Annotated in this window: 16 protein-coding genes; 10 read left to right on the top strand and 6 right to left on the bottom strand. The window is 58.1% G+C overall.

Annotated features, from left to right (window positions below; all coding sequences use genetic code 11):
* The coding region (gcl, locus tag ACIOWA_RS25300) for a glyoxylate carboligase (RefSeq protein WP_401162508.1) at positions 1-1,290 on the bottom strand (1,290 nt) is incomplete at its 3' end.
* A 268-nt stretch (positions 1,291-1,558) separates the two neighbouring features.
* On the opposite strand from gcl, the gene ACIOWA_RS25295 reads away from it, so the two are divergent.
* Positions 1,559-1,999 carry a heme-binding protein gene (locus tag ACIOWA_RS25295; protein WP_339433626.1) on the top strand — a complete coding sequence of 147 codons (441 nt, stop codon included), beginning with the start codon at positions 1,559-1,561 and terminating at the stop codon, positions 1,997-1,999.
* 131 nt (positions 2,000-2,130) lie between these two features.
* Here ACIOWA_RS25295 and ACIOWA_RS25290 read toward each other — a convergent pair whose 3' ends face one another.
* The 3 genes from ACIOWA_RS25290 to ACIOWA_RS25280 all read right to left on the bottom strand — a co-directional run bounded on the left by ACIOWA_RS25290 (position 2,131) and on the right by ACIOWA_RS25280 (position 5,138).
* On the bottom strand, positions 2,131-2,736 hold the full coding sequence (locus ACIOWA_RS25290; protein WP_401162506.1) for a TetR/AcrR family transcriptional regulator: 606 nt from the start codon (positions 2,734-2,736) through the stop codon (positions 2,131-2,133).
* 322 nt (positions 2,737-3,058) lie between these two features.
* On the bottom strand, positions 3,059-3,802 hold the full coding sequence (locus ACIOWA_RS25285) for a VacJ family lipoprotein (RefSeq protein ID WP_401162512.1): 744 nt from the start codon (positions 3,800-3,802) through the stop codon (positions 3,059-3,061).
* A gap of 37 nt (positions 3,803-3,839) precedes the next feature.
* Positions 3,840-5,138 carry a serine/threonine protein kinase gene (locus ACIOWA_RS25280; RefSeq protein WP_339433628.1) on the bottom strand — a complete coding sequence of 433 codons (1,299 nt, stop codon included), beginning with the start codon at positions 5,136-5,138 and terminating at the stop codon, positions 3,840-3,842.
* 224 nt (positions 5,139-5,362) lie between these two features.
* Between ACIOWA_RS25280 and ACIOWA_RS25275 the strand changes: the two genes are divergently transcribed.
* Positions 5,363-5,731 carry a hypothetical protein gene (locus ACIOWA_RS25275; RefSeq protein WP_339433629.1) on the top strand — a complete coding sequence of 123 codons (369 nt, stop codon included), beginning with the start codon at positions 5,363-5,365 and terminating at the stop codon, positions 5,729-5,731.
* A 106-nt stretch (positions 5,732-5,837) separates the two neighbouring features.
* Here ACIOWA_RS25275 and ACIOWA_RS25270 read toward each other — a convergent pair whose 3' ends face one another.
* The gene (locus ACIOWA_RS25270) at positions 5,838-7,433 is read right to left on the bottom strand and encodes a glycosyl hydrolase family 17 protein (RefSeq protein ID WP_339494947.1); all 1,596 of its coding nucleotides are present in this window, start codon (positions 7,431-7,433) and stop codon (positions 5,838-5,840) included.
* A gap of 288 nt (positions 7,434-7,721) precedes the next feature.
* Between ACIOWA_RS25270 and ACIOWA_RS25265 the strand changes: the two genes are divergently transcribed.
* The 3 genes from ACIOWA_RS25265 to ACIOWA_RS25255 all read left to right on the top strand — a co-directional run bounded on the left by ACIOWA_RS25265 (position 7,722) and on the right by ACIOWA_RS25255 (position 10,781).
* Positions 7,722-8,573 (top strand): glycine betaine ABC transporter substrate-binding protein, encoded by an 852-nt coding sequence (locus ACIOWA_RS25265; protein ID WP_339465221.1) that lies wholly within the window; start codon positions 7,722-7,724, stop codon positions 8,571-8,573.
* Positions 8,574-8,814: 241 nt separating this feature from the next.
* Complete coding sequence (locus tag ACIOWA_RS25260; protein ID WP_339494948.1) at positions 8,815-9,126, top strand: DUF485 domain-containing protein; 312 nt, start codon at positions 8,815-8,817, stop codon at positions 9,124-9,126.
* Positions 9,123-10,781, top strand: coding sequence for a cation acetate symporter (locus ACIOWA_RS25255; RefSeq protein ID WP_339433633.1), 1,659 nt, complete (start codon positions 9,123-9,125; stop codon positions 10,779-10,781). Before ACIOWA_RS25260 ends, ACIOWA_RS25255 begins: the two co-directional genes overlap by 4 nt.
* Before the next feature lie 208 nt (positions 10,782-10,989).
* On the opposite strand, the gene gltA is transcribed toward ACIOWA_RS25255, so the two are convergent.
* On the bottom strand, positions 10,990-12,279 hold the full coding sequence (gene gltA / locus ACIOWA_RS25250) for a citrate synthase (RefSeq protein ID WP_221732168.1): 1,290 nt from the start codon (positions 12,277-12,279) through the stop codon (positions 10,990-10,992).
* 361 nt (positions 12,280-12,640) lie between these two features.
* On the opposite strand from gltA, the gene sdhC reads away from it, so the two are divergent.
* The 5 genes from sdhC to ACIOWA_RS25225 form a co-directional block, all read left to right on the top strand.
* Positions 12,641-13,015, top strand: a complete 375-nt coding sequence (sdhC, locus tag ACIOWA_RS25245; protein ID WP_015096190.1) for a succinate dehydrogenase, cytochrome b556 subunit — start codon at positions 12,641-12,643, stop codon at positions 13,013-13,015.
* Complete coding sequence (gene sdhD, locus ACIOWA_RS25240) at positions 13,009-13,377, top strand: succinate dehydrogenase, hydrophobic membrane anchor protein (protein WP_401162502.1); 369 nt, start codon at positions 13,009-13,011, stop codon at positions 13,375-13,377. Before sdhC ends, sdhD begins: the two co-directional genes overlap by 7 nt.
* Positions 13,378-13,380: 3 nt before the next feature.
* Positions 13,381-15,153, top strand: a complete 1,773-nt coding sequence (gene sdhA, locus ACIOWA_RS25235; protein ID WP_339433634.1) for a succinate dehydrogenase flavoprotein subunit — start codon at positions 13,381-13,383, stop codon at positions 15,151-15,153.
* An 11-nt stretch (positions 15,154-15,164) separates the two neighbouring features.
* A complete protein-coding gene (locus ACIOWA_RS25230; protein ID WP_401162500.1) occupies positions 15,165-15,869 on the top strand; it encodes a succinate dehydrogenase iron-sulfur subunit in 705 nt (234 codons plus the stop codon).
* A gap of 251 nt (positions 15,870-16,120) precedes the next feature.
* On the top strand, positions 16,121-16,295 hold a 175-nt coding region (locus ACIOWA_RS25225), incomplete at its 3' end, for a hypothetical protein (protein WP_401162510.1).

The following is a 16,295-nucleotide window of genomic DNA, read 5'->3' as shown; positions in this document are numbered from 1 at the left end:
GCCCAGCGCTGCCGGAATGGTCCAGCCCAACGGGCCTGCCTGGCCGCAGTTGATCCAGTGACGCGGCTTGTAGACGTGCAGGAACTGCGCGCCGGCAATTTGCGACAGACCAATGGTGCTGACGTAGCAGGTGTCCTTGCCGAACACCTGGTTCATTTCTTCGTAAACGCGCTGTGGCTTGACCGGCACGTTGTCGAAGTGGGTTTTGCGATGCAGGCTGGCTTTGCGCTGCTGGCAATCCTGCAGCCAGGCACTGCGGTTTTTCAGCTTGCCGGCGGCTTGCCATTCACGCGCCACTTCGATGAACACGGTCAATGCGGCAGCGGCGTCGGACACGATGCCCAGGTCCGGTGTGAACACACGACCGATCTGCGTGCCTTCGATGTCGACGTGAATGAACTTGCGGCCTTCGGTGTAGACATCAACCGAACCGGTGTGGCGGTTGGCCCAGCGGTTACCGATGCCCAGTACCACGTCGGATTTGAGCATCGTCGCGTTGCCGTAACGGTGCGAAGTCTGCAGGCCGACCATGCCGACCATCAGCGGGTGATCGTCCGGGATGGTGCCCCAACCCATCAGGGTCGGGATCACCGGAATACCGGTCAGCTCGGCGAACTCCACCAGCAGATCGCTGGCGTCGGCGTTGATGATGCCGCCACCGGCGACCAGCAATGGACGCTCGGCCTGATCGAGCAGGGCCAGAGCCTTTTCCACCTGCACGCGGGTTGCGGTCGGCTTGGCCAGCGGCAGCGGCTGGTAGGCGTCGATGTCGAATTCGATTTCAGCCATCTGCACGTCGAACGGCAGGTCGATCAGCACCGGGCCTGGACGGCCGGAGCGCATCTCAAAGAAAGCTTTCTGGAACGCGTAAGGCACCTGGCCCGGTTCCAGAACCGTGGTCGCCCACTTGGTGACGGGCTTGACGATGCTGGTGATGTCGACCGCCTGGAAGTCTTCCTTGTGCATACGGGCGCGGGGTGCCTGGCCGGTAATGCAGAGGATGGGAATCGAGTCGGCCGAGGCGCTGTAGAGCCCGGTGACCATGTCGGTACCGGCCGGGCCGGAGGTGCCGATGCACACGCCGATGTTGCCGGACTTGGTGCGGGTGTAACCCTCGGCCATGTGCGAGGCGCCTTCAACGTGGCGAGCGAGGACGTGATCGATGCCACCGACTTTCTGCAAGGCGGAGTACAGCGGGTTGATTGCAGCGCCCGGGATGCCAAAAGCGGTATCAACCCCTTCACGGCGCATCACCAGAACGGCGGCTTCGATTGCTCTCATTTTGCTCATGGTTTTGTGCCTCTTTACGTTTTGTAATTGTATACAAGTGGCTTTGCGCAGAGTGTATTCACGGCGGACGGCGCAGGTCAATCCATTTTATCAAGCGTTCGTTTCATTCGTCGGAAGCCGATTCTGCTGTGGTTTTTCGTCGCATGTAGCGATTTTCGATAATTATTGTATACAAAAGAACAACTCATTGTGTTCTATTTGTCGTATTGGCCTGCGGCACAAAACCGCAGCCCCATGACTTTCCCTATAACAAAATGAGGACGGCACCATGAGCGCTTTAACCTTGAAAGTCGCAGTCAACCTGGTCAGTGAAGCCATCAGCGCAGGGCGAGGCATCAATGCCGCGCCGCTGACCATCGCGGTACTTGATGCTGGCGGTCATCTGGTCGCCCTGCAACGCGAAGACGGCGCCAGCCTGCTTCGCCCGCAAATCGCCATCGGCAAAGCCTGGGGCGCCATCGCGCTAGGTAAAGGCTCGCGCCTGCTGGCGCTGGACGCGCAACAACGGCCGGCCTTCATTGCCGCACTGAACAGCATGGGCCAGGGCAGCGTGGTACCGGCACCGGGTGGTGTGTTGATTCGGGATCAGGCGGGGAACGTGCTCGGCGCGATCGGGATCAGCGGCGATCTGTCGGATATTGATGAGCAGGTGGCGATCAAAGCGGTGGAGGTGCTGGACTTGCGGGCGGATGCGGGGGTGGTTTCTTGATCTTTAGCGTCTGATTAACCGCTATCGCGAGCAGGCTCACTCCTACAGGATCGTGGTCAGGCACAAAATCTCTGAATGCCTCCGAGCCCTTATAGGAGTGAGCCTGCTCGCGATCGCGTCATCGCGGTGTCTCAGTCCGGTTCACACCCTTTGAGCACCAACCGAATAATCGTCTGCGCCGCCGCCTCATAATCCGCTTCGTCCAGCTTGTCCTTGCCGGTGACCGCAGAAATCTGCCAGTCGAAGTCGGCGTAGGTCTGGGTGGCAGCCCAGATACTGAACATCAGATGGTTGGGGTCGATCGGCGCGATCTGGCCGCGCTCGATCCAGGTCTGGATGCAGTTGATGTTGTGCTTGGCCTGGCCGTTGAGTTGCTCGACCAGGTCGGCGCTCAAATGCGGGGCGCCGTGCATGATTTCGCTGGCAAATACTTTGGACGCGAAGGGCAGGTCGCGGGAGATGCGGATCTTGGAGCGGATGTAGCCGCTCAGTACTTCGCTCGGTACGCCGTCCGCGTTGAACGGCGTCGACGCCTGCAGGATCGGCACGATGATGCTTTCCAGTACCTCGCGGTAGAGGTTTTCCTTGGATTTGAAGTAGTAGTAGACGTTGGGCTTGGGCAATCCCGCCTTGGCGGCGATGTCGCTGGTTTTGGTCGCTGCGAAGCCTTTGTCGGCAAACTCCTCGCTGGCGGCACGCAGGATCAGTTCTTTGTTGCGCTCGCGGATTGTGCTCATAAACCCGGTGGTTCCTTGCCTGTTCTGGCGGTGGCGCATGGTAGCACCGGCCTCGCGCAGCGCTCAAGAATGCCCCGTGTGCTCGGTGATGACCTGGCGCTCAATGCCCAGCAAGTCTGCGGCGTACATGCCGAGCGGGAAAGGTGGCTAAAGCTTCGTTCGTCAACAAGCTCTGGAAAGCCTTTAAAGGCTGAGCACGTTACCCTGTGGGAGCGGGCTTGCTCGCGAAGGCGGCGTCTGAGTCAATGGACAGGTGACTGACACTCCCTTTTCGCGAGTAAGCTTGTTCCCACATTTGCCGGATGTGGCTCCCGTAAAAACGTTACTCGGCAATCTGCAACTTGCGCGACTCGGTGTACACGTAACGCACCTTTTCGTACTCGAACGGCGAGTTCAGTTGACCGTAGCGGAAACTGGTCTGATAGCGCTTGTCTACTGCGCGCAGGGCCCAGATCTCCGGATGGTTGGAGCTGACTTCTGACACGTTCAAGAAGTTGACCGCCGATTCGGCGCTGTAGTCCACGGCCAGACCTGCAGTGTCACGCAGGTTCGATGGGCCGAGGATCGGCAGCACAAAATAGGCGCCTCCCGGCACACCATAGAAACCCAGTGTCTGGCCGAAGTCTTCGCTCTGGCGTGGCAGGCCCATGGCGGTCGCCGGGTCCCACAGACCGGCGACGCCGATGGTGGTGTTGAACAACAGGCGTGCAGTCGTTTTCATGGAGCGCTCGCCCTTGAACTGCAACAGGCTGTTGATCAGGTTGGGTACGTCGCCCAGGTTGTTGAAAAAGTTGCTCACGCCGGTGCGCACGAAGCTCGGCGTGACGTAGCGATAACCGTCGACCACCGGCAAAAATACCCATTGATCGAAACGGTAGTTGAAGTGGTAAACGCGACGGTTCCACTCTTCCAGCGGGTCATACACGTTCAGCGCGTTGAGCGTGGAACGCTCGAATTCGCGTTGGTCCAGCCCCGGGTTGAATTTGAGTTTGGACAGCGGCTCCTTGAAACCGTCACTGTCGACCACCACCGGTGCATTGGCTTTGCTGTTATCGGCCTGGGCCATGCCTGCACAGAGGAGTGCTGCTATCAGCAGGAGATATTTAGCCACGGAAGAACTCCAGCATGGCGTCGCTGTTGACGCGGTAGTTAATGTTGCCGCAATGGCCGCCCAGTGGATAAACGGTCAGGCGATCGCCAAAGGTTTTGCGCAGGAAGCCCAGGTCGCCCGGGCCGAGGATCACGTCGTCGGCGTTGTGCATCACGGCGATTTTCGGGCTGTCGTGCAGGTAATCCTTGAGCGCATACAGACTGACCTGATCGATCAATTGCAACAGGCTGCCGCCATCGGTGCGCGCGCGCCACATCGGGATCACCTGTTCGGTCAGGTAGCAATCGAAGTCACATTGCAGTGCACGCTTGAGGAACGGCGTGAGGCTGGTGCCTTCGGTGATCGGGAATTTCGGCGGGGTGATCAGGCCGCGACGGTTGATCAGGTCCGAGGTGAAGGCAATATCGGCGGCCGAGAAACGGAACGAGGTGCCAATCAGCATCGCCATCTGTTCGTTGGTCAGGTGCTGTTTGGATTGCTGGAAGTCGTAGAGCAGGGCGTCGTTGAGGTCGATGTAACCTTTCTGCTGGAAGTAACGGGTCAATTTGCCCAGCACCAACTCATAGAACGTTGTGCTGTTGTTGATGCCTTTGACTTCGGTCTGTACCAGCCTGTCGAGGTTGGTGATCGAGGTGTAAAGGTTGACCGGCGGATTGAGCAGCAGGACTTTTTTGAAATTGAAGCTGCGGCGGGTTTCGTCCAGATGCGCGACGAACGCCGCATCAAGCGCACCGAGGCTGTAGCCGGTGAGGTAGTAGTCAGTGACCGGCAGTTTCGGATTTTGCGCCCGCACAGCCTGCATCACACGGTACATGTCCTCGGCGTCTTCCTTGGTCACGCCCGGTGTGGCGAAGCGCGACGCGGCGCTGATGAAGTCGAAGCTGGTCGGTGAGGACAACTGCACGACGTGATAGCCGGCCTTGTAATAGAGTTTTTTCAGGTATTCGTTGAGCGTGCTGTCATAACGCGCACCAGTGCCGGCAATCAGGAAGATCAGCGGTGCTGGTTTGTCCTGGGTGGCGATGCGGTAAGTGAGTTTTTTTACCGCCCAGAAATTGTCCGGCAGGATGAATGCCCGCTCCGGGCGCAAGGTGACGCTGCGGTCGGACTGATTGATGTCGTCGTCCAGTGGCAGTTCCGGGCGCAGGTCCGGCGGAGTCGTGGCGATGGTCGCCTCGAACGGGTTGGTCAGGGGGTAGCCATAACTGGCGGCGTCGATATCCGCCGCCAGTGCGGACGCACTCAAGATAAGGCCGCTGAACAGCGCGGCGAAGCGCAAGGAACGGAGCATGACTGGATCCCTTAGAGGAAGGTGCCGAATGAGGTTCGCAGGCTATGACCACCGGGGTTGTGCCAAAGTGCCATGGCGCGGCACCAAACAGGCAGAATTCGGAGTAATAGTAGCCGGACGATACACTTTGCATCGCGCGGATGAATAGTTAACTGTTGTTAGCGCTTGCGTATGCCGGGCGGCAGATTAAGCTGGCCGCCGATTTTTGTTGATTGGAGTCATTCATGTCCCGCCGCGTGCCCGTGATGCTGTTGCTCGTTCTGCTGCCGTTATGGCTCGCCGCCAGTTATGGCGCGCGATACGGCTTCATGGAGGATGGCAAATGGGTGGGCATCTGCGTAGATGAGGCCAGTCGCTGGGAGTGCCAGATGCGTTCCAGCCTGGGGCTGATGACTCACTTCAAGGTGTTGGGCTGGGCGGCGTTGGGTGCGGCATTGATCGGATTCGTGTTGCCGGGCAGGGCCGGGTGGTGGCTGGCGGTGCTGGCGCTGGTGTTCGGGCTGCCGGCGCTGGCGCTGTACAACACCACGTTGGCGGTGTTTGCGCTGGTGATTGCCGGGTTGCGCCTGGTCCGGCAATCTCGCGGCGTCTGACAATCAGTCATCGCGGGCAAGCCCGTTCCCACAGGGATTTGTGTGCAGTCAGGTCCAAATGTGGGGGCGGGCTTGCTCGCCAAGGGGCCGGCGCAGACGCTGAAGATCAGCGAGTGCGAACCCGCAAGCATCGCCACAATGCCGCCACCATCAAGCCGCTGACCAGTGCCCAGCCCAAGGCCTGCTGGTTCTGCAACCCCTCCTCGAACAACTGCGGTGCGATACCGGCCCCGATGATAAGGGCCAGCAAAGCAATCTCCCGACGCGGCACGCTGACCGGGCGGCACAGGTACACCAGCGCGGGCAGGATGAATGCCATGCTCGCAAAGCTGCGGTAACGCGCATCGAACACCATCTCCAGCATCATCACCGCGGCTGCAAAACCTGCTGTGGCCACCAGCCAGCCGGCGCGACGCTCCAGCAGATTGAAAGCACGTTCACGCCAGCCGGTACGCGCGCTCAATGTCAGCGCGGCATGCGCCAGTACTTTCAGATTCAGCGCTGTCAACAGTCCGACCCACAGCCATTCGCTGGCAAATCGCGTGGTGACCCGGGCCATATCGCCCCAGGCACCGATTGAGCACCCGGCGAGGGCGCCCAGCAGTGGCAATACCAGTGCTGAGCGAGTATTGCGAACGCGGCCGCCAAGGATCAGCGTACCGAGGAAAATCAAACCGCCAACGGCCAGCCATTCCTTCCAGTACGGTACATTCGTCACCGGCCCGGCGAGCATGCCCTTGTCCTGACGATCGGCATCGAACAGCCCCCAATACCCGCCCACCGCACCTTCGCTGCCGCGCTTCCATGGCTGGTCAAACGCTTCGATCAGGTTGTAATGCCAGCCTTCCTTCTCGGCCATCGCGACAAACCCGCGGATATATTTGGCTTCGTTTTCCCGGCTCGGCACGGCAGTCTTGCGTTGACGGCCTTCGCTTGGCCAACCCGTTTCGCCGATCATTATTTCTTTTGGTGCAAACATGCTGCCGAAACTGCGACGTATCGCGGCTACTTGCGACAAGGCCACGTCGACGTTCCATGGATGGTCTTCCCAGTACGGCAGCAAGTGGATCGTTATGAAGTCCACGGCAGGGGCGATGTCTGGATGCCTTTGCCAGAACTCCCAGACATCAGCGTAAGTCACCGGTTGTTTGATCTGGCCTTTGACCTTGTTGATCAGCTTCACCAGTTGCCCGCCGGTCACTTCTTTACGCAGCAACGCTTCGTTGCCGACGATCACCGCGCTGACCACGTCCGGGTTGGCGTTGGCGCAAGCAATCAGCAGGTCGACTTCCTTCTCGGTGTCCACCGGATTGCTGTTGACCCAGGCGCCGATCATCAATTTCAGGCCATGTTTGCGCGCCAGGTCGGGGAGTGCCTCGAGCCCTGCCATGGAATAGGTGCGCAGGCATTGAAACCGCGTCGCCAGCAGCGCAAGGTCGGCGTCCATGCGCTCCGGGCGCAGTTTCAGCGGCACGTCGAACGGCGACTGGTCTTTGTCGAACGGGGTGTAGGACGCGCATTGCAGTTTGTGCGTCGCGGTGGCGGCATCCGGCAGGATCACCGGTTTACCGAGTCCGTACCAGAAGCCGCACAGTGCAAACAGCCCCAGCAGGCAGGCGAAAAGATAGGGGAGAAAAGCAAAGCGCGAAGTCGCGAACATGGTCAGGCCGTGTGGCTGCAAAGCGACGCATGTTACCTGCATTTATATAGGGTTAGGGGCGCCCTTGGTTTTGACATGCAAAGTTCGGGCGGATTGTCTGGTGTCATCTATATATAGAGAAGGTTAATGGCCTTCTGATGTCGTTTCTCGTTGCCTTGAGGTCGCTGACAGAGCAGGTCGTCGAAGGCGTGGGGTTGATGATCAAAAGCGTCAGTGCTCCGCTGATGTTCGAACGAGTTTGCGGTCAGGCGTGATGGGGGCGCTGTGCACCATAACAATACGTTGACGATGCCCGGCATCCGTCGGGCTCAGCATTTCGGGGAAGTAACGATGAAGATGCGACGACTTTTAGGCGCAGGTGCCGCTCTGGTGCTTGCGATGAGTTCCACATTTGCCAGTGCTGAAAAACAGACCCTGAACATCGGATACGTTGACGGCTGGTCCGACAGCGTCGCGACCACTCATGTGGCCGCCGAAGTGATCAAGCAGAAGCTCGGCTACGACGTAAAACTGCAAGCCGTCGCCACCGGGATCATGTGGCAGGGCGTTGCCACCGGCAAACTCGACGCCATGCTCTCGGCCTGGCTGCCGGTCACCCACGGCGAATACTGGGCAAAAAACAAGGATCTGGTCGTCGATTACGGCCCGAACTTCAAGGATGCGAAAATCGGCCTGATCGTGCCGGAGTATGTGAAGGCCAAGTCGATCGAAGATCTGAAAACCGATGACAGCTTCAGAAATCGCATCGTCGGCATCGACGCCGGTTCAGGCGTGATGCTCAAGACCGATCAGGCCATCAAGGATTACGGTCTGGACAAATACAGTCTCAAGGCCAGTTCCGGCGCCGGCATGATCGCCGAGCTGACCCGTGCCGAGAAGAAAAAAGAATCCATCGCCGTCACCGGTTGGGTCCCGCACTGGATGTTCGCCAAGTGGAAACTGCGCTTCCTCGACGACCCGAAAGGCGTTTATGGCGCAGCTGAAACCGTGAACAGCATCGGCAGCAAAGAGCTGGATGCCAAGGCACCGGAAGTGGTCAAGTTCCTGAAGAACTTCCAGTGGGCGTCGAAAGACGAAATCGGCGAGGTCATGCTGGCGATTCAGGATGGTGCCAAACCTGAAGCTGCGGCGAAAGATTGGGTCGCCAAGCACCCGGATCGCGTAGCTGAATGGACTAAATAAACACTTCACCGTCTAACCCTGTGGGAGCGGGCTTGCTTGCGAAAACGGTCTGTCAGTCGACTGATGTGTTGATTGACACGACGCTTTCGCGAGCAAGCCCGCTCCCACAGTTGTTTTGTGTGTACCTGAAATTGGCAAGTACGTCATGGCGTTCTACTACTAAGGTCGTCTGGAACCTGGCTCGCAGCCGCATACAGTGAGTATTGTTCCAACAATAATCTGTGCTGCGAGGATAAAAACAATGAACGACAGCATTTACCTCTCGATTCAAAACAGCCCGCGCTTCAAGGAGCTGGTGCAGAAAAGGGAAAAGTTCGCCTGGATACTCTCGGCGATCATGCTCGGGCTCTACTCGGGATTCATTCTTCTGATCGCCTATGCGCCACAAGTGCTCGGGGCGAAGCTCAGTCCTGAATCTTCGATCACCTGGGGCATCCCGATCGGTGTCGGGCTGATTGTCTCGGCTTTCGTCCTGACCGCTATCTACGTGCGCCGCGCCAATGGCGAGTTTGACGACCTGAACAATGCGATTCTCAAGGAGGCTCAGCAATGATCCGGCGTCTACTGGCTCTTTTGAGCATCGCAGCGTTCGCTCCGGCAGTCTGGGCCGCAGAAGCCTTGACCGGCGAAGTCCACAAACAACCGCTCAACGTTTCCGCGATCGCCATGTTCGTGGTGTTCGTCGGCGCGACCCTGTGCATCACCTACTGGGCGTCCAAGCGCAACAATTCGGCGGCCGACTACTACGCGGCGGGTGGCAAGATCACCGGTTTCCAGAACGGTCTCGCGATTGCCGGTGACTACATGTCGGCCGCGTCTTTCCTGGGGATTTCCGCGCTGGTGTTTGCCTCCGGCTACGATGGGTTGATCTACTCGATCGGCTTCCTGGTGGGCTGGCCGATCATTCTGTTCCTGATCGCCGAGCGTCTGCGTAACCTGGGTAAGTACACCTTTGCCGATGTGGCGTCCTATCGCCTCGGGCAAACCCAGATCCGCACCCTGTCTGCCTGCGGTTCGCTGGTGGTGGTGGCGTTCTACCTGATCGCGCAAATGGTCGGTGCCGGCAAGCTGATCCAGTTGCTGTTCGGTCTCGATTACTACGTTGCGGTGATTCTGGTCGGTATCCTGATGTGCATGTATGTGCTGTTCGGCGGCATGCTGGCGACCACTTGGGTGCAGATCATCAAGGCTGTGCTGTTGCTGTCCGGTGCTACTTTCATGGCGTTGATGGTCATGAAGCACGTCAACTTCGACTTCAACATGCTGTTCTCCGAGGCAATCAAGGTTCACCCCAAAGGTGAAGCGATCATGAGCCCTGGCGGCCTGGTGAAAGATCCGGTCTCGGCGTTTTCTCTCGCTTTGGCGCTGATGTTCGGTACCGCAGGCCTGCCGCATATCCTGATGCGTTTCTTCACCGTGAGTGACGCTAAGGAAGCGCGTAAGAGCGTGCTGTATGCGACCGGTTTCATTGGTTACTTCTACATCCTGACCTTCATCATCGGCTTCGGCGCGATTCTGCTGGTCAGCACCAACCCTGCGTTCAAAGATGCGGCGGGCGCTTTGCTCGGCGGCAACAACATGGCGGCGGTGCACCTGGCTAACGCGGTGGGTGGCAGTGTTTTCCTTGGCTTCATCTCGGCCGTGGCGTTTGCGACCATTCTGGCGGTTGTGGCGGGTCTGACCCTGGCCGGTGCTTCGGCGGTGTCGCATGACCTGTATGCCAGCGTGATCAAGAAGGGCAAGGCTAACGATAAGGACGAGATCCGCGTTTCGAAGATCACCACCATCGCACTGGGTGTTCTGGCCATCGGCCTGGGCATCCTGTTCGAAAGCCAGAACATCGCGTTCATGGTTGGCCTGGCGTTCTCCATCGCGGCGAGCTGTAACTTCCCGGTCCTGCTGCTTTCGATGTACTGGAAGAAACTGACCACTCGCGGCGCGATGATCGGCGGCTGGCTGGGGCTGTTGAGTGCGGTAGGCCTGATGGTGCTTGGCCCGACCATCTGGGTGCAAATCCTGCATCACGAGAAGGCGATCTTCCCGTACGAGTACCCGGCGCTGTTCTCGATGGTCATTGCTTTTGTCGGGATCTGGTTCTTCTCGATCACCGACAAGTCGGCGGCGGCGGATAACGAGCGGGCGCTGTTCTTCCCGCAGTTTGTGCGTTCGCAGACGGGGTTGGGGGCGAGTGGGGCGGTTTCGCACTGATCGCTTGATGGTTGTATAGGTTGTGCTGAATGCCCCGGTTGAGAGATCGGGGCATTTTTTGTGGGCGTGTTGTCTGTTGATGGTGTGTTTATATCCGTTGCTGCGGTAACGGATATGCCCCCCCCCAAAAACCCCAGACAGACAAAAACGGCCTCTATATAAGAGGCCGTTCCCGGTGCAACTTCAAGACGTTATCGCAAGACAAGTCTTATTTGCGGTCTTCCAGCTTGGTGATGTCACGCGACTCGTAGCCGGTGTACAGCTGGCGCGGACGGCCGATCTTGTACGGGCTGGAGAGCATTTCTTTCCAGTGGGAGATCCAGCCGACAGTCCGCGCCAAAGCGAAGATCACGGTGAACATGCTGGTCGGAATGCCGATCGCCTTGAGGATGATCCCCGAGTAGAAGTCGACGTTCGGGTACAGAGAGCGTTCGATGAAGTATGGATCGGTCAGGGCGATCTCTTCCAGGCGCATGGCCAGTTCGAGTTGCGGATCGTTGGTGATGCCCAGTTCTTTCAGCACTTCGTCGCAGGTCTGCTTCATGACTGTTGCGCGTGGGTCGCGGTTTTTGTAAACCCGGTGACCGAAGCCCATCAGTTTGAACGGATCGTTCTTGTCCTTGGCCTTGGCGATGAATTTGTCGATGTTGGAAACATCGCCAATCTCGTCAAGCATGGTCAGAACGGCTTCGTTCGCACCGCCGTGAGCAGGGCCCCACAGTGCGGCGATACCGGCGGCGATACAGGCGAACGGGTTGGCACCCGAAGAGCCTGCCAGGCGTACGGTGGACGTCGATGCGTTCTGCTCGTGGTCGGCATGGAGGATGAAGATCTTGTCCATGGCGTTGGCGAGTACCGGGCTGATCGGTTTGATCTCGCACGGGGTGTTGAACATCATGTGCAGGAAGTTTTCCGCGTACGTCAGGTCGTTGCGCGGGTACATCATGGGTTGGCCCATGGAGTACTTGTAAACCATCGCTGCCAGGGTCGGCATCTTGGCAACCAGACGGATCGCGGAAATTTCGCGATGCTGCGGGTTATTGATGTCCAGGGAGTCGTGGTAGAAGGCCGAGAGGGCGCCGACTACACCGCACATGACGGCCATCGGGTGGGCGTCGCGACGGAAGCCGTTGAAGAAGGTTTTCAGCTGCTCGTGAACCATGGTGTGGTTTTTCACGGTGCTGACGAACTGGGCTTTCTGTTCTGTCGTCGGCAGTTCGCCGTTGAGCAGCAGATAGCAGGTTTCGAGGTAGTCCGACTTTGCAGCCAGCTGTTCGATCGGGTAGCCGCGGTGCAACAGAATGCCGTTGTCGCCGTCGATATAGGTAATCTTCGATTCGCACGAAGCGGTCGACATGAAACCCGGGTCGAAAGTGAAGCGGCCCGTGGCCGTAAGGCCCCGAACATCAATAACATCGGGACCAACGGTGCCGGTTAAAATGGGCAGCTCGACGGGGGCTGCGCCCTCGATGATCAACTGCGCTTTTTTGTCAGCCATGTGGCCTCCTATTTATGCTTGAACCATCAGACAGACCCCCCACGCAGGGCCCGCACCACTATAGTGAGATAAATTTGAATGTCAATTTGCCTAAAGTCTTGCTCCAGAAGGCTTTAAGTGCACTTTTTCCTCGAAATTGACTGCCATTTACGCCTTTTATGCAACTTGTGCAATCAGCTATTGGGGGTAGGTGATTGCGTTGTCATTAGTAGCCTAACTGTCTATACTCGGCCACCGACCGCCAAGGGCTTTTGGGCCTGCTTTATTGGGGGTCGCATCCCTGGGTGGTGGTTACCTGACCAGTGCACTCCCCAACAACTTTGCCCTGATTGTTAGGGGCTCTTCAGTGTGAAAAAAAGCCGTGAAAAGCCAACGACCTGTAAACCTAGACCTAAGGACCATCAAACTCCCCATCACCGGCGTTACGTCGTTTCTTCACCGTGTTTCCGGCATCATTCTCTTCCTGGGCCTGGGCTTCATGCTTTATGCATTGGGCAAATCCCTGGGTTCCGAGGAAGGTTTCGCCGAGGTGAAGGCATGCTTGACCAGTCCGCTGGCCAAGTTCGTAGCATGGGGTCTGCTCTCCGCTCTTCTGTATCACCTGGTAGCCGGTGTGCGCCACTTGATTATGGATATGGGCATCGGTGAGACGCTGGAAGGCGGCCGCCTGGGCTCGAAAATTATCATCGCGGTTTCCGTGGTGTTGATCGTTCTGGCAGGAGTTTGGATATGGTAACCAGCGTTACGAACCTTTCGCGTTCGGGCCTCTATGACTGGATGGCGCAACGTGTGTCTGCGGTTGTTCTCGCGGCTTATTTCATTTTCCTGATCGGCTATCTCGCAGTGAATCCGGGCATTGGCTTTGACCAATGGCACGGCCTGTTCAGCCACAACGGGATGCGTATCTTCAGTCTGCTGGCACTGGTGGCTCTGGGCGCTCACGCCTGGGTCGGCATGTGGACCATCGCGACCGACTACCTGACGCCGATGGCGCTGGGCAAGTCCGCGACTGCAGTACGTTTCCTTTTCCAGGCAGTATGCGGCGTTGCAATGTTCGCCTACTTCGTCTGGGGTGAGCAGATTCTCTGGGGTATCTGATTCATGGCTAACATTCCAACGATTTCTTTCGACGCCATCATTATTGGTGGTGGCGGTGCCGGCATGCGCGCAGCGCTGCAACTGGCGCAAGGTGGTCACAAGACTGCCGTGATCACCAAGGTGTTCCCGACCCGTTCGCACACTGTATCCGCCCAAGGCGGCATCACCTGCGCGATCGCGTCCGCCGACCCGAACGATGACTGGCGCTGGCACATGTACGATACCGTCAAGGGCTCCGACTACATCGGTGACCAGGACGCTATCGAATACATGTGTCAGGAAGGCCCGGCCGCGGTTTTCGAACTGGACCACATGGGTCTGCCGTTCTCGCGTACCGAACAAGGCCGTATCTATCAGCGTCCGTTCGGCGGTCAGTCCAAGGACTACGGCAAGGGCGGTCAGGCTGCACGGACTTGCGCAGCCTCCGACCGTACTGGCCACGCGCTGCTGCACACCCTTTATCAGGGCAACCTGAAAGCCGGTACCACGTTCCTGAACGAGTACTACGCTGTCGATCTGGTGAAAAACCAGGAAGGCGATTTCGTCGGTGTGATCGCAATCTGCATCGAAACTGGCGAAACCTCCTATATTCGCGCCAAAGCCACCGTGTTGGCGACCGGCGGTGCAGGCCGTATCTACGCTTCCACCACCAACGCCCTGATCAACACCGGTGACGGCGTCGGCATGGCTCTGCGTGCTGGTGTACCTGTGCAAGATATCGAAATGTGGCAGTTCCACCCGACCGGTATCGCCGGTGCCGGTGTACTGGTTACAGAAGGTTGCCGTGGTGAAGGTGGTTACCTGATCAACAAGCACGGCGAGCGTTTCATGGAGCGTTATGCTCCGAACGCCAAAGACCTTGCCGGTCGTGACGTGGTTGCTCGCTCGATGGTTAAAGAAATCATCGCCGGCAACGGTTGCGGTCCGAATGGCGACCACGTAATGCTCAAACTCGACCACTTGGGCGAGGAAGTGCTGCACAGCCGTCTGCCAGGCATTTGCGAGTTGTCGAAGACTTTTGCGCACGTTGATCCGGTTGTTGCTCCCGTTCCGGTTGTACCAACTTGCCACTATATGATGGGCGGCGTTCCCACCAACATTCATGGCCAGGCGATCACCCAGAACGACGAAGGCGTGGATCAGGTCATTCCTGGTCTGTTCGCGGTCGGTGAAGTGGCTTGCGTATCGGTTCATGGTGCCAACCGTCTGGGCGGCAACTCGTTGCTCGATCTGGTGGTATTCGGTCGCGCTGCCGGCCTGCACCTCGAGAAGGCACTGACCGATGGCATCGAATACGACGACGCTACCGAAGCCGATATCGAAGCGGCCCTGTCGCGCCTGAATTCACTGAACAACCGTACTGATGGCGAAGACGTGGCAACCCTGCGTCGCGAGCTGCAAAGCTGCATGCAGAACTACTTCGGTGTGTTCCGTACTGGCGAATACATGCAGAAAGGCATCGCGCAACTGGCCGACCTGCGTAAGCGTATCGCTAACGTGAAGATCAACGATAAGTCGCAGGCGTTCAACACTGCGCGTATCGAAGCGCTGGAACTGCAAAACCTGCTGGAAGTGGCTGAGGCGACTGCCATCGCTGCCGAAGTTCGTAAAGAGTCACGCGGCGCGCACGCCCGTGAAGACTTCGAAGATCGTGACGACGAAAACTGGCTGTGCCACACCCTGTACTTCCCGGGTGACAAGCGCGTCACCAAGCGTGCTGTTAACTTCTCGCCGAAGACTGTTCCGACTTTCGAACCTAAAGTCCGGACTTATTAAGGGTGGCCGCCATGTTGCAAGTCAGTGTTTATCGCTACAACCCTGATCAGGTCGCTGCGGCGTTCATGCAGGAATTACTGGTCGATACCGGTGGTAAAGACCTGATGGTGCTGGACGTGCTGGCCCTGATCAAAGAGCAGGACGAGGGCTTCTCCTATCGTCGCTCCTGCCGTGAAGGTGTCTGTGGCTCCGATGGCATGAACATCAACGGCAAAAACGGTCTGGCGTGCATCACGCCGCTGTCTGCCGTTGTGAAAGGTAACAAGTTGATTGTTCGTCCGTTGCCAGGTTTGCCGGTTATCCGTGACTTGGTCGTCGATATGAGCATCTTCTACAAGCAATACGAGAAGGTGAAGCCTTACCTGCAGAACGACACGCCGGCTCCGGCCATCGAGCGTCTGCAGTCGCCAGAAGAGCGTGAAAAGCTCGACGGTCTGTACGAGTGCATCCTGTGTGCTTGCTGCTCGACCTCTTGCCCGTCCTTCTGGTGGAATCCGGACAAGTTCCTGGGTCCTGCTGCTCTGCTGCAAGCCTACCGCTTCCTGGCAGACAGCCGTGACACCAAGACCAGCGAACGTCTGGCTTCGCTCGATGACCCGTTCAGCGTATTCCGCTGCCGGGGCATCATGAACTGCGTCAACGTATGTCCCAAAGGCCTGAACCCGACTAAGGCCATCGGTCACATCCGTAACATGCTGCTTTCGAGCGGCGTGTGATTCAGCTGCTGTAACCGCTGCACCGTAGAGGCTGTGGCGCGGGCTTCAACCCGCGTCATGGCTATAACCAGAGCAGCAGCCATAAGCTGCGGCTCTTATTTTGAAGAAATGAGACAAGCAGGGGCATCCGGGCTGGTACCCGGACTATCAGCGTGATCCTAAGTGGCTTGTTTTGGTCGCTGCATTCGGACTTCTGCAAGTTTGCTCGGTATTGGCGCCGATGGTGTTCCCCTAACCGAGGGTGACCAAGCATGCAAGAAAGCGTGATGCAGCGCATGTGGAACAGCGCCTACCTTTCAGGTGGAAACGCTGCCTATGTGGAAGAGCTTTATGAGCTCTACCTGCACGACCCTAACGCTGTGCCAGAAGAGTGGCGCACCTACTTTCAGAAGTTGCGTGGGGGGGGGGGAGCAGCCCCAGGTGTTT

Origin of the sequence: Pseudomonas sp. NPDC087614, from assembly GCF_044743485.1 — a bacterium.
Classification (GTDB): domain Bacteria; phylum Pseudomonadota; class Gammaproteobacteria; order Pseudomonadales; family Pseudomonadaceae; genus Aquipseudomonas; species Aquipseudomonas baetica_A.
This window is presented reverse-complemented; position numbering and strand designations above follow the sequence as displayed.

What these genes read in the sequence shown, in the direction of transcription:
- sdhA (WP_339433634.1), top strand. Translation starts at nt 13,381, where the DNA reads ATGGCTAACATTCCAACGATTTCTTTCGACGCCATCATTATTGGTGGT.
- ACIOWA_RS25265 (WP_339465221.1), top strand. Translation starts at nt 7,722, where the DNA reads ATGAAGATGCGACGACTTTTAGGCGCAGGTGCCGCTCTGGTGCTTGCG.
- ACIOWA_RS25260 (WP_339494948.1), top strand. Translation starts at nt 8,815, where the DNA reads ATGAACGACAGCATTTACCTCTCGATTCAAAACAGCCCGCGCTTCAAG.
- ACIOWA_RS25275 (WP_339433629.1), top strand. Translation starts at nt 5,363, where the DNA reads ATGTCCCGCCGCGTGCCCGTGATGCTGTTGCTCGTTCTGCTGCCGTTA.
- sdhD (WP_401162502.1), top strand. Translation starts at nt 13,009, where the DNA reads ATGGTAACCAGCGTTACGAACCTTTCGCGTTCGGGCCTCTATGACTGG.
- ACIOWA_RS25270 (WP_339494947.1), bottom strand. Translation starts at nt 7,433, where the DNA reads ATGCAGGTAACATGCGTCGCTTTGCAGCCACACGGCCTGACCATGTTC.
- ACIOWA_RS25290 (WP_401162506.1), bottom strand. Translation starts at nt 2,736, where the DNA reads ATGAGCACAATCCGCGAGCGCAACAAAGAACTGATCCTGCGTGCCGCC.
- ACIOWA_RS25255 (WP_339433633.1), top strand. Translation starts at nt 9,123, where the DNA reads ATGATCCGGCGTCTACTGGCTCTTTTGAGCATCGCAGCGTTCGCTCCG.
- ACIOWA_RS25230 (WP_401162500.1), top strand. Translation starts at nt 15,165, where the DNA reads ATGTTGCAAGTCAGTGTTTATCGCTACAACCCTGATCAGGTCGCTGCG.
- ACIOWA_RS25295 (WP_339433626.1), top strand. Translation starts at nt 1,559, where the DNA reads ATGAGCGCTTTAACCTTGAAAGTCGCAGTCAACCTGGTCAGTGAAGCC.
- gltA (WP_221732168.1), bottom strand. Translation starts at nt 12,279, where the DNA reads ATGGCTGACAAAAAAGCGCAGTTGATCATCGAGGGCGCAGCCCCCGTC.
- ACIOWA_RS25280 (WP_339433628.1), bottom strand. Translation starts at nt 5,138, where the DNA reads ATGCTCCGTTCCTTGCGCTTCGCCGCGCTGTTCAGCGGCCTTATCTTG.
- ACIOWA_RS25285 (WP_401162512.1), bottom strand. Translation starts at nt 3,802, where the DNA reads ATGGCCCAGGCCGATAACAGCAAAGCCAATGCACCGGTGGTGGTCGAC.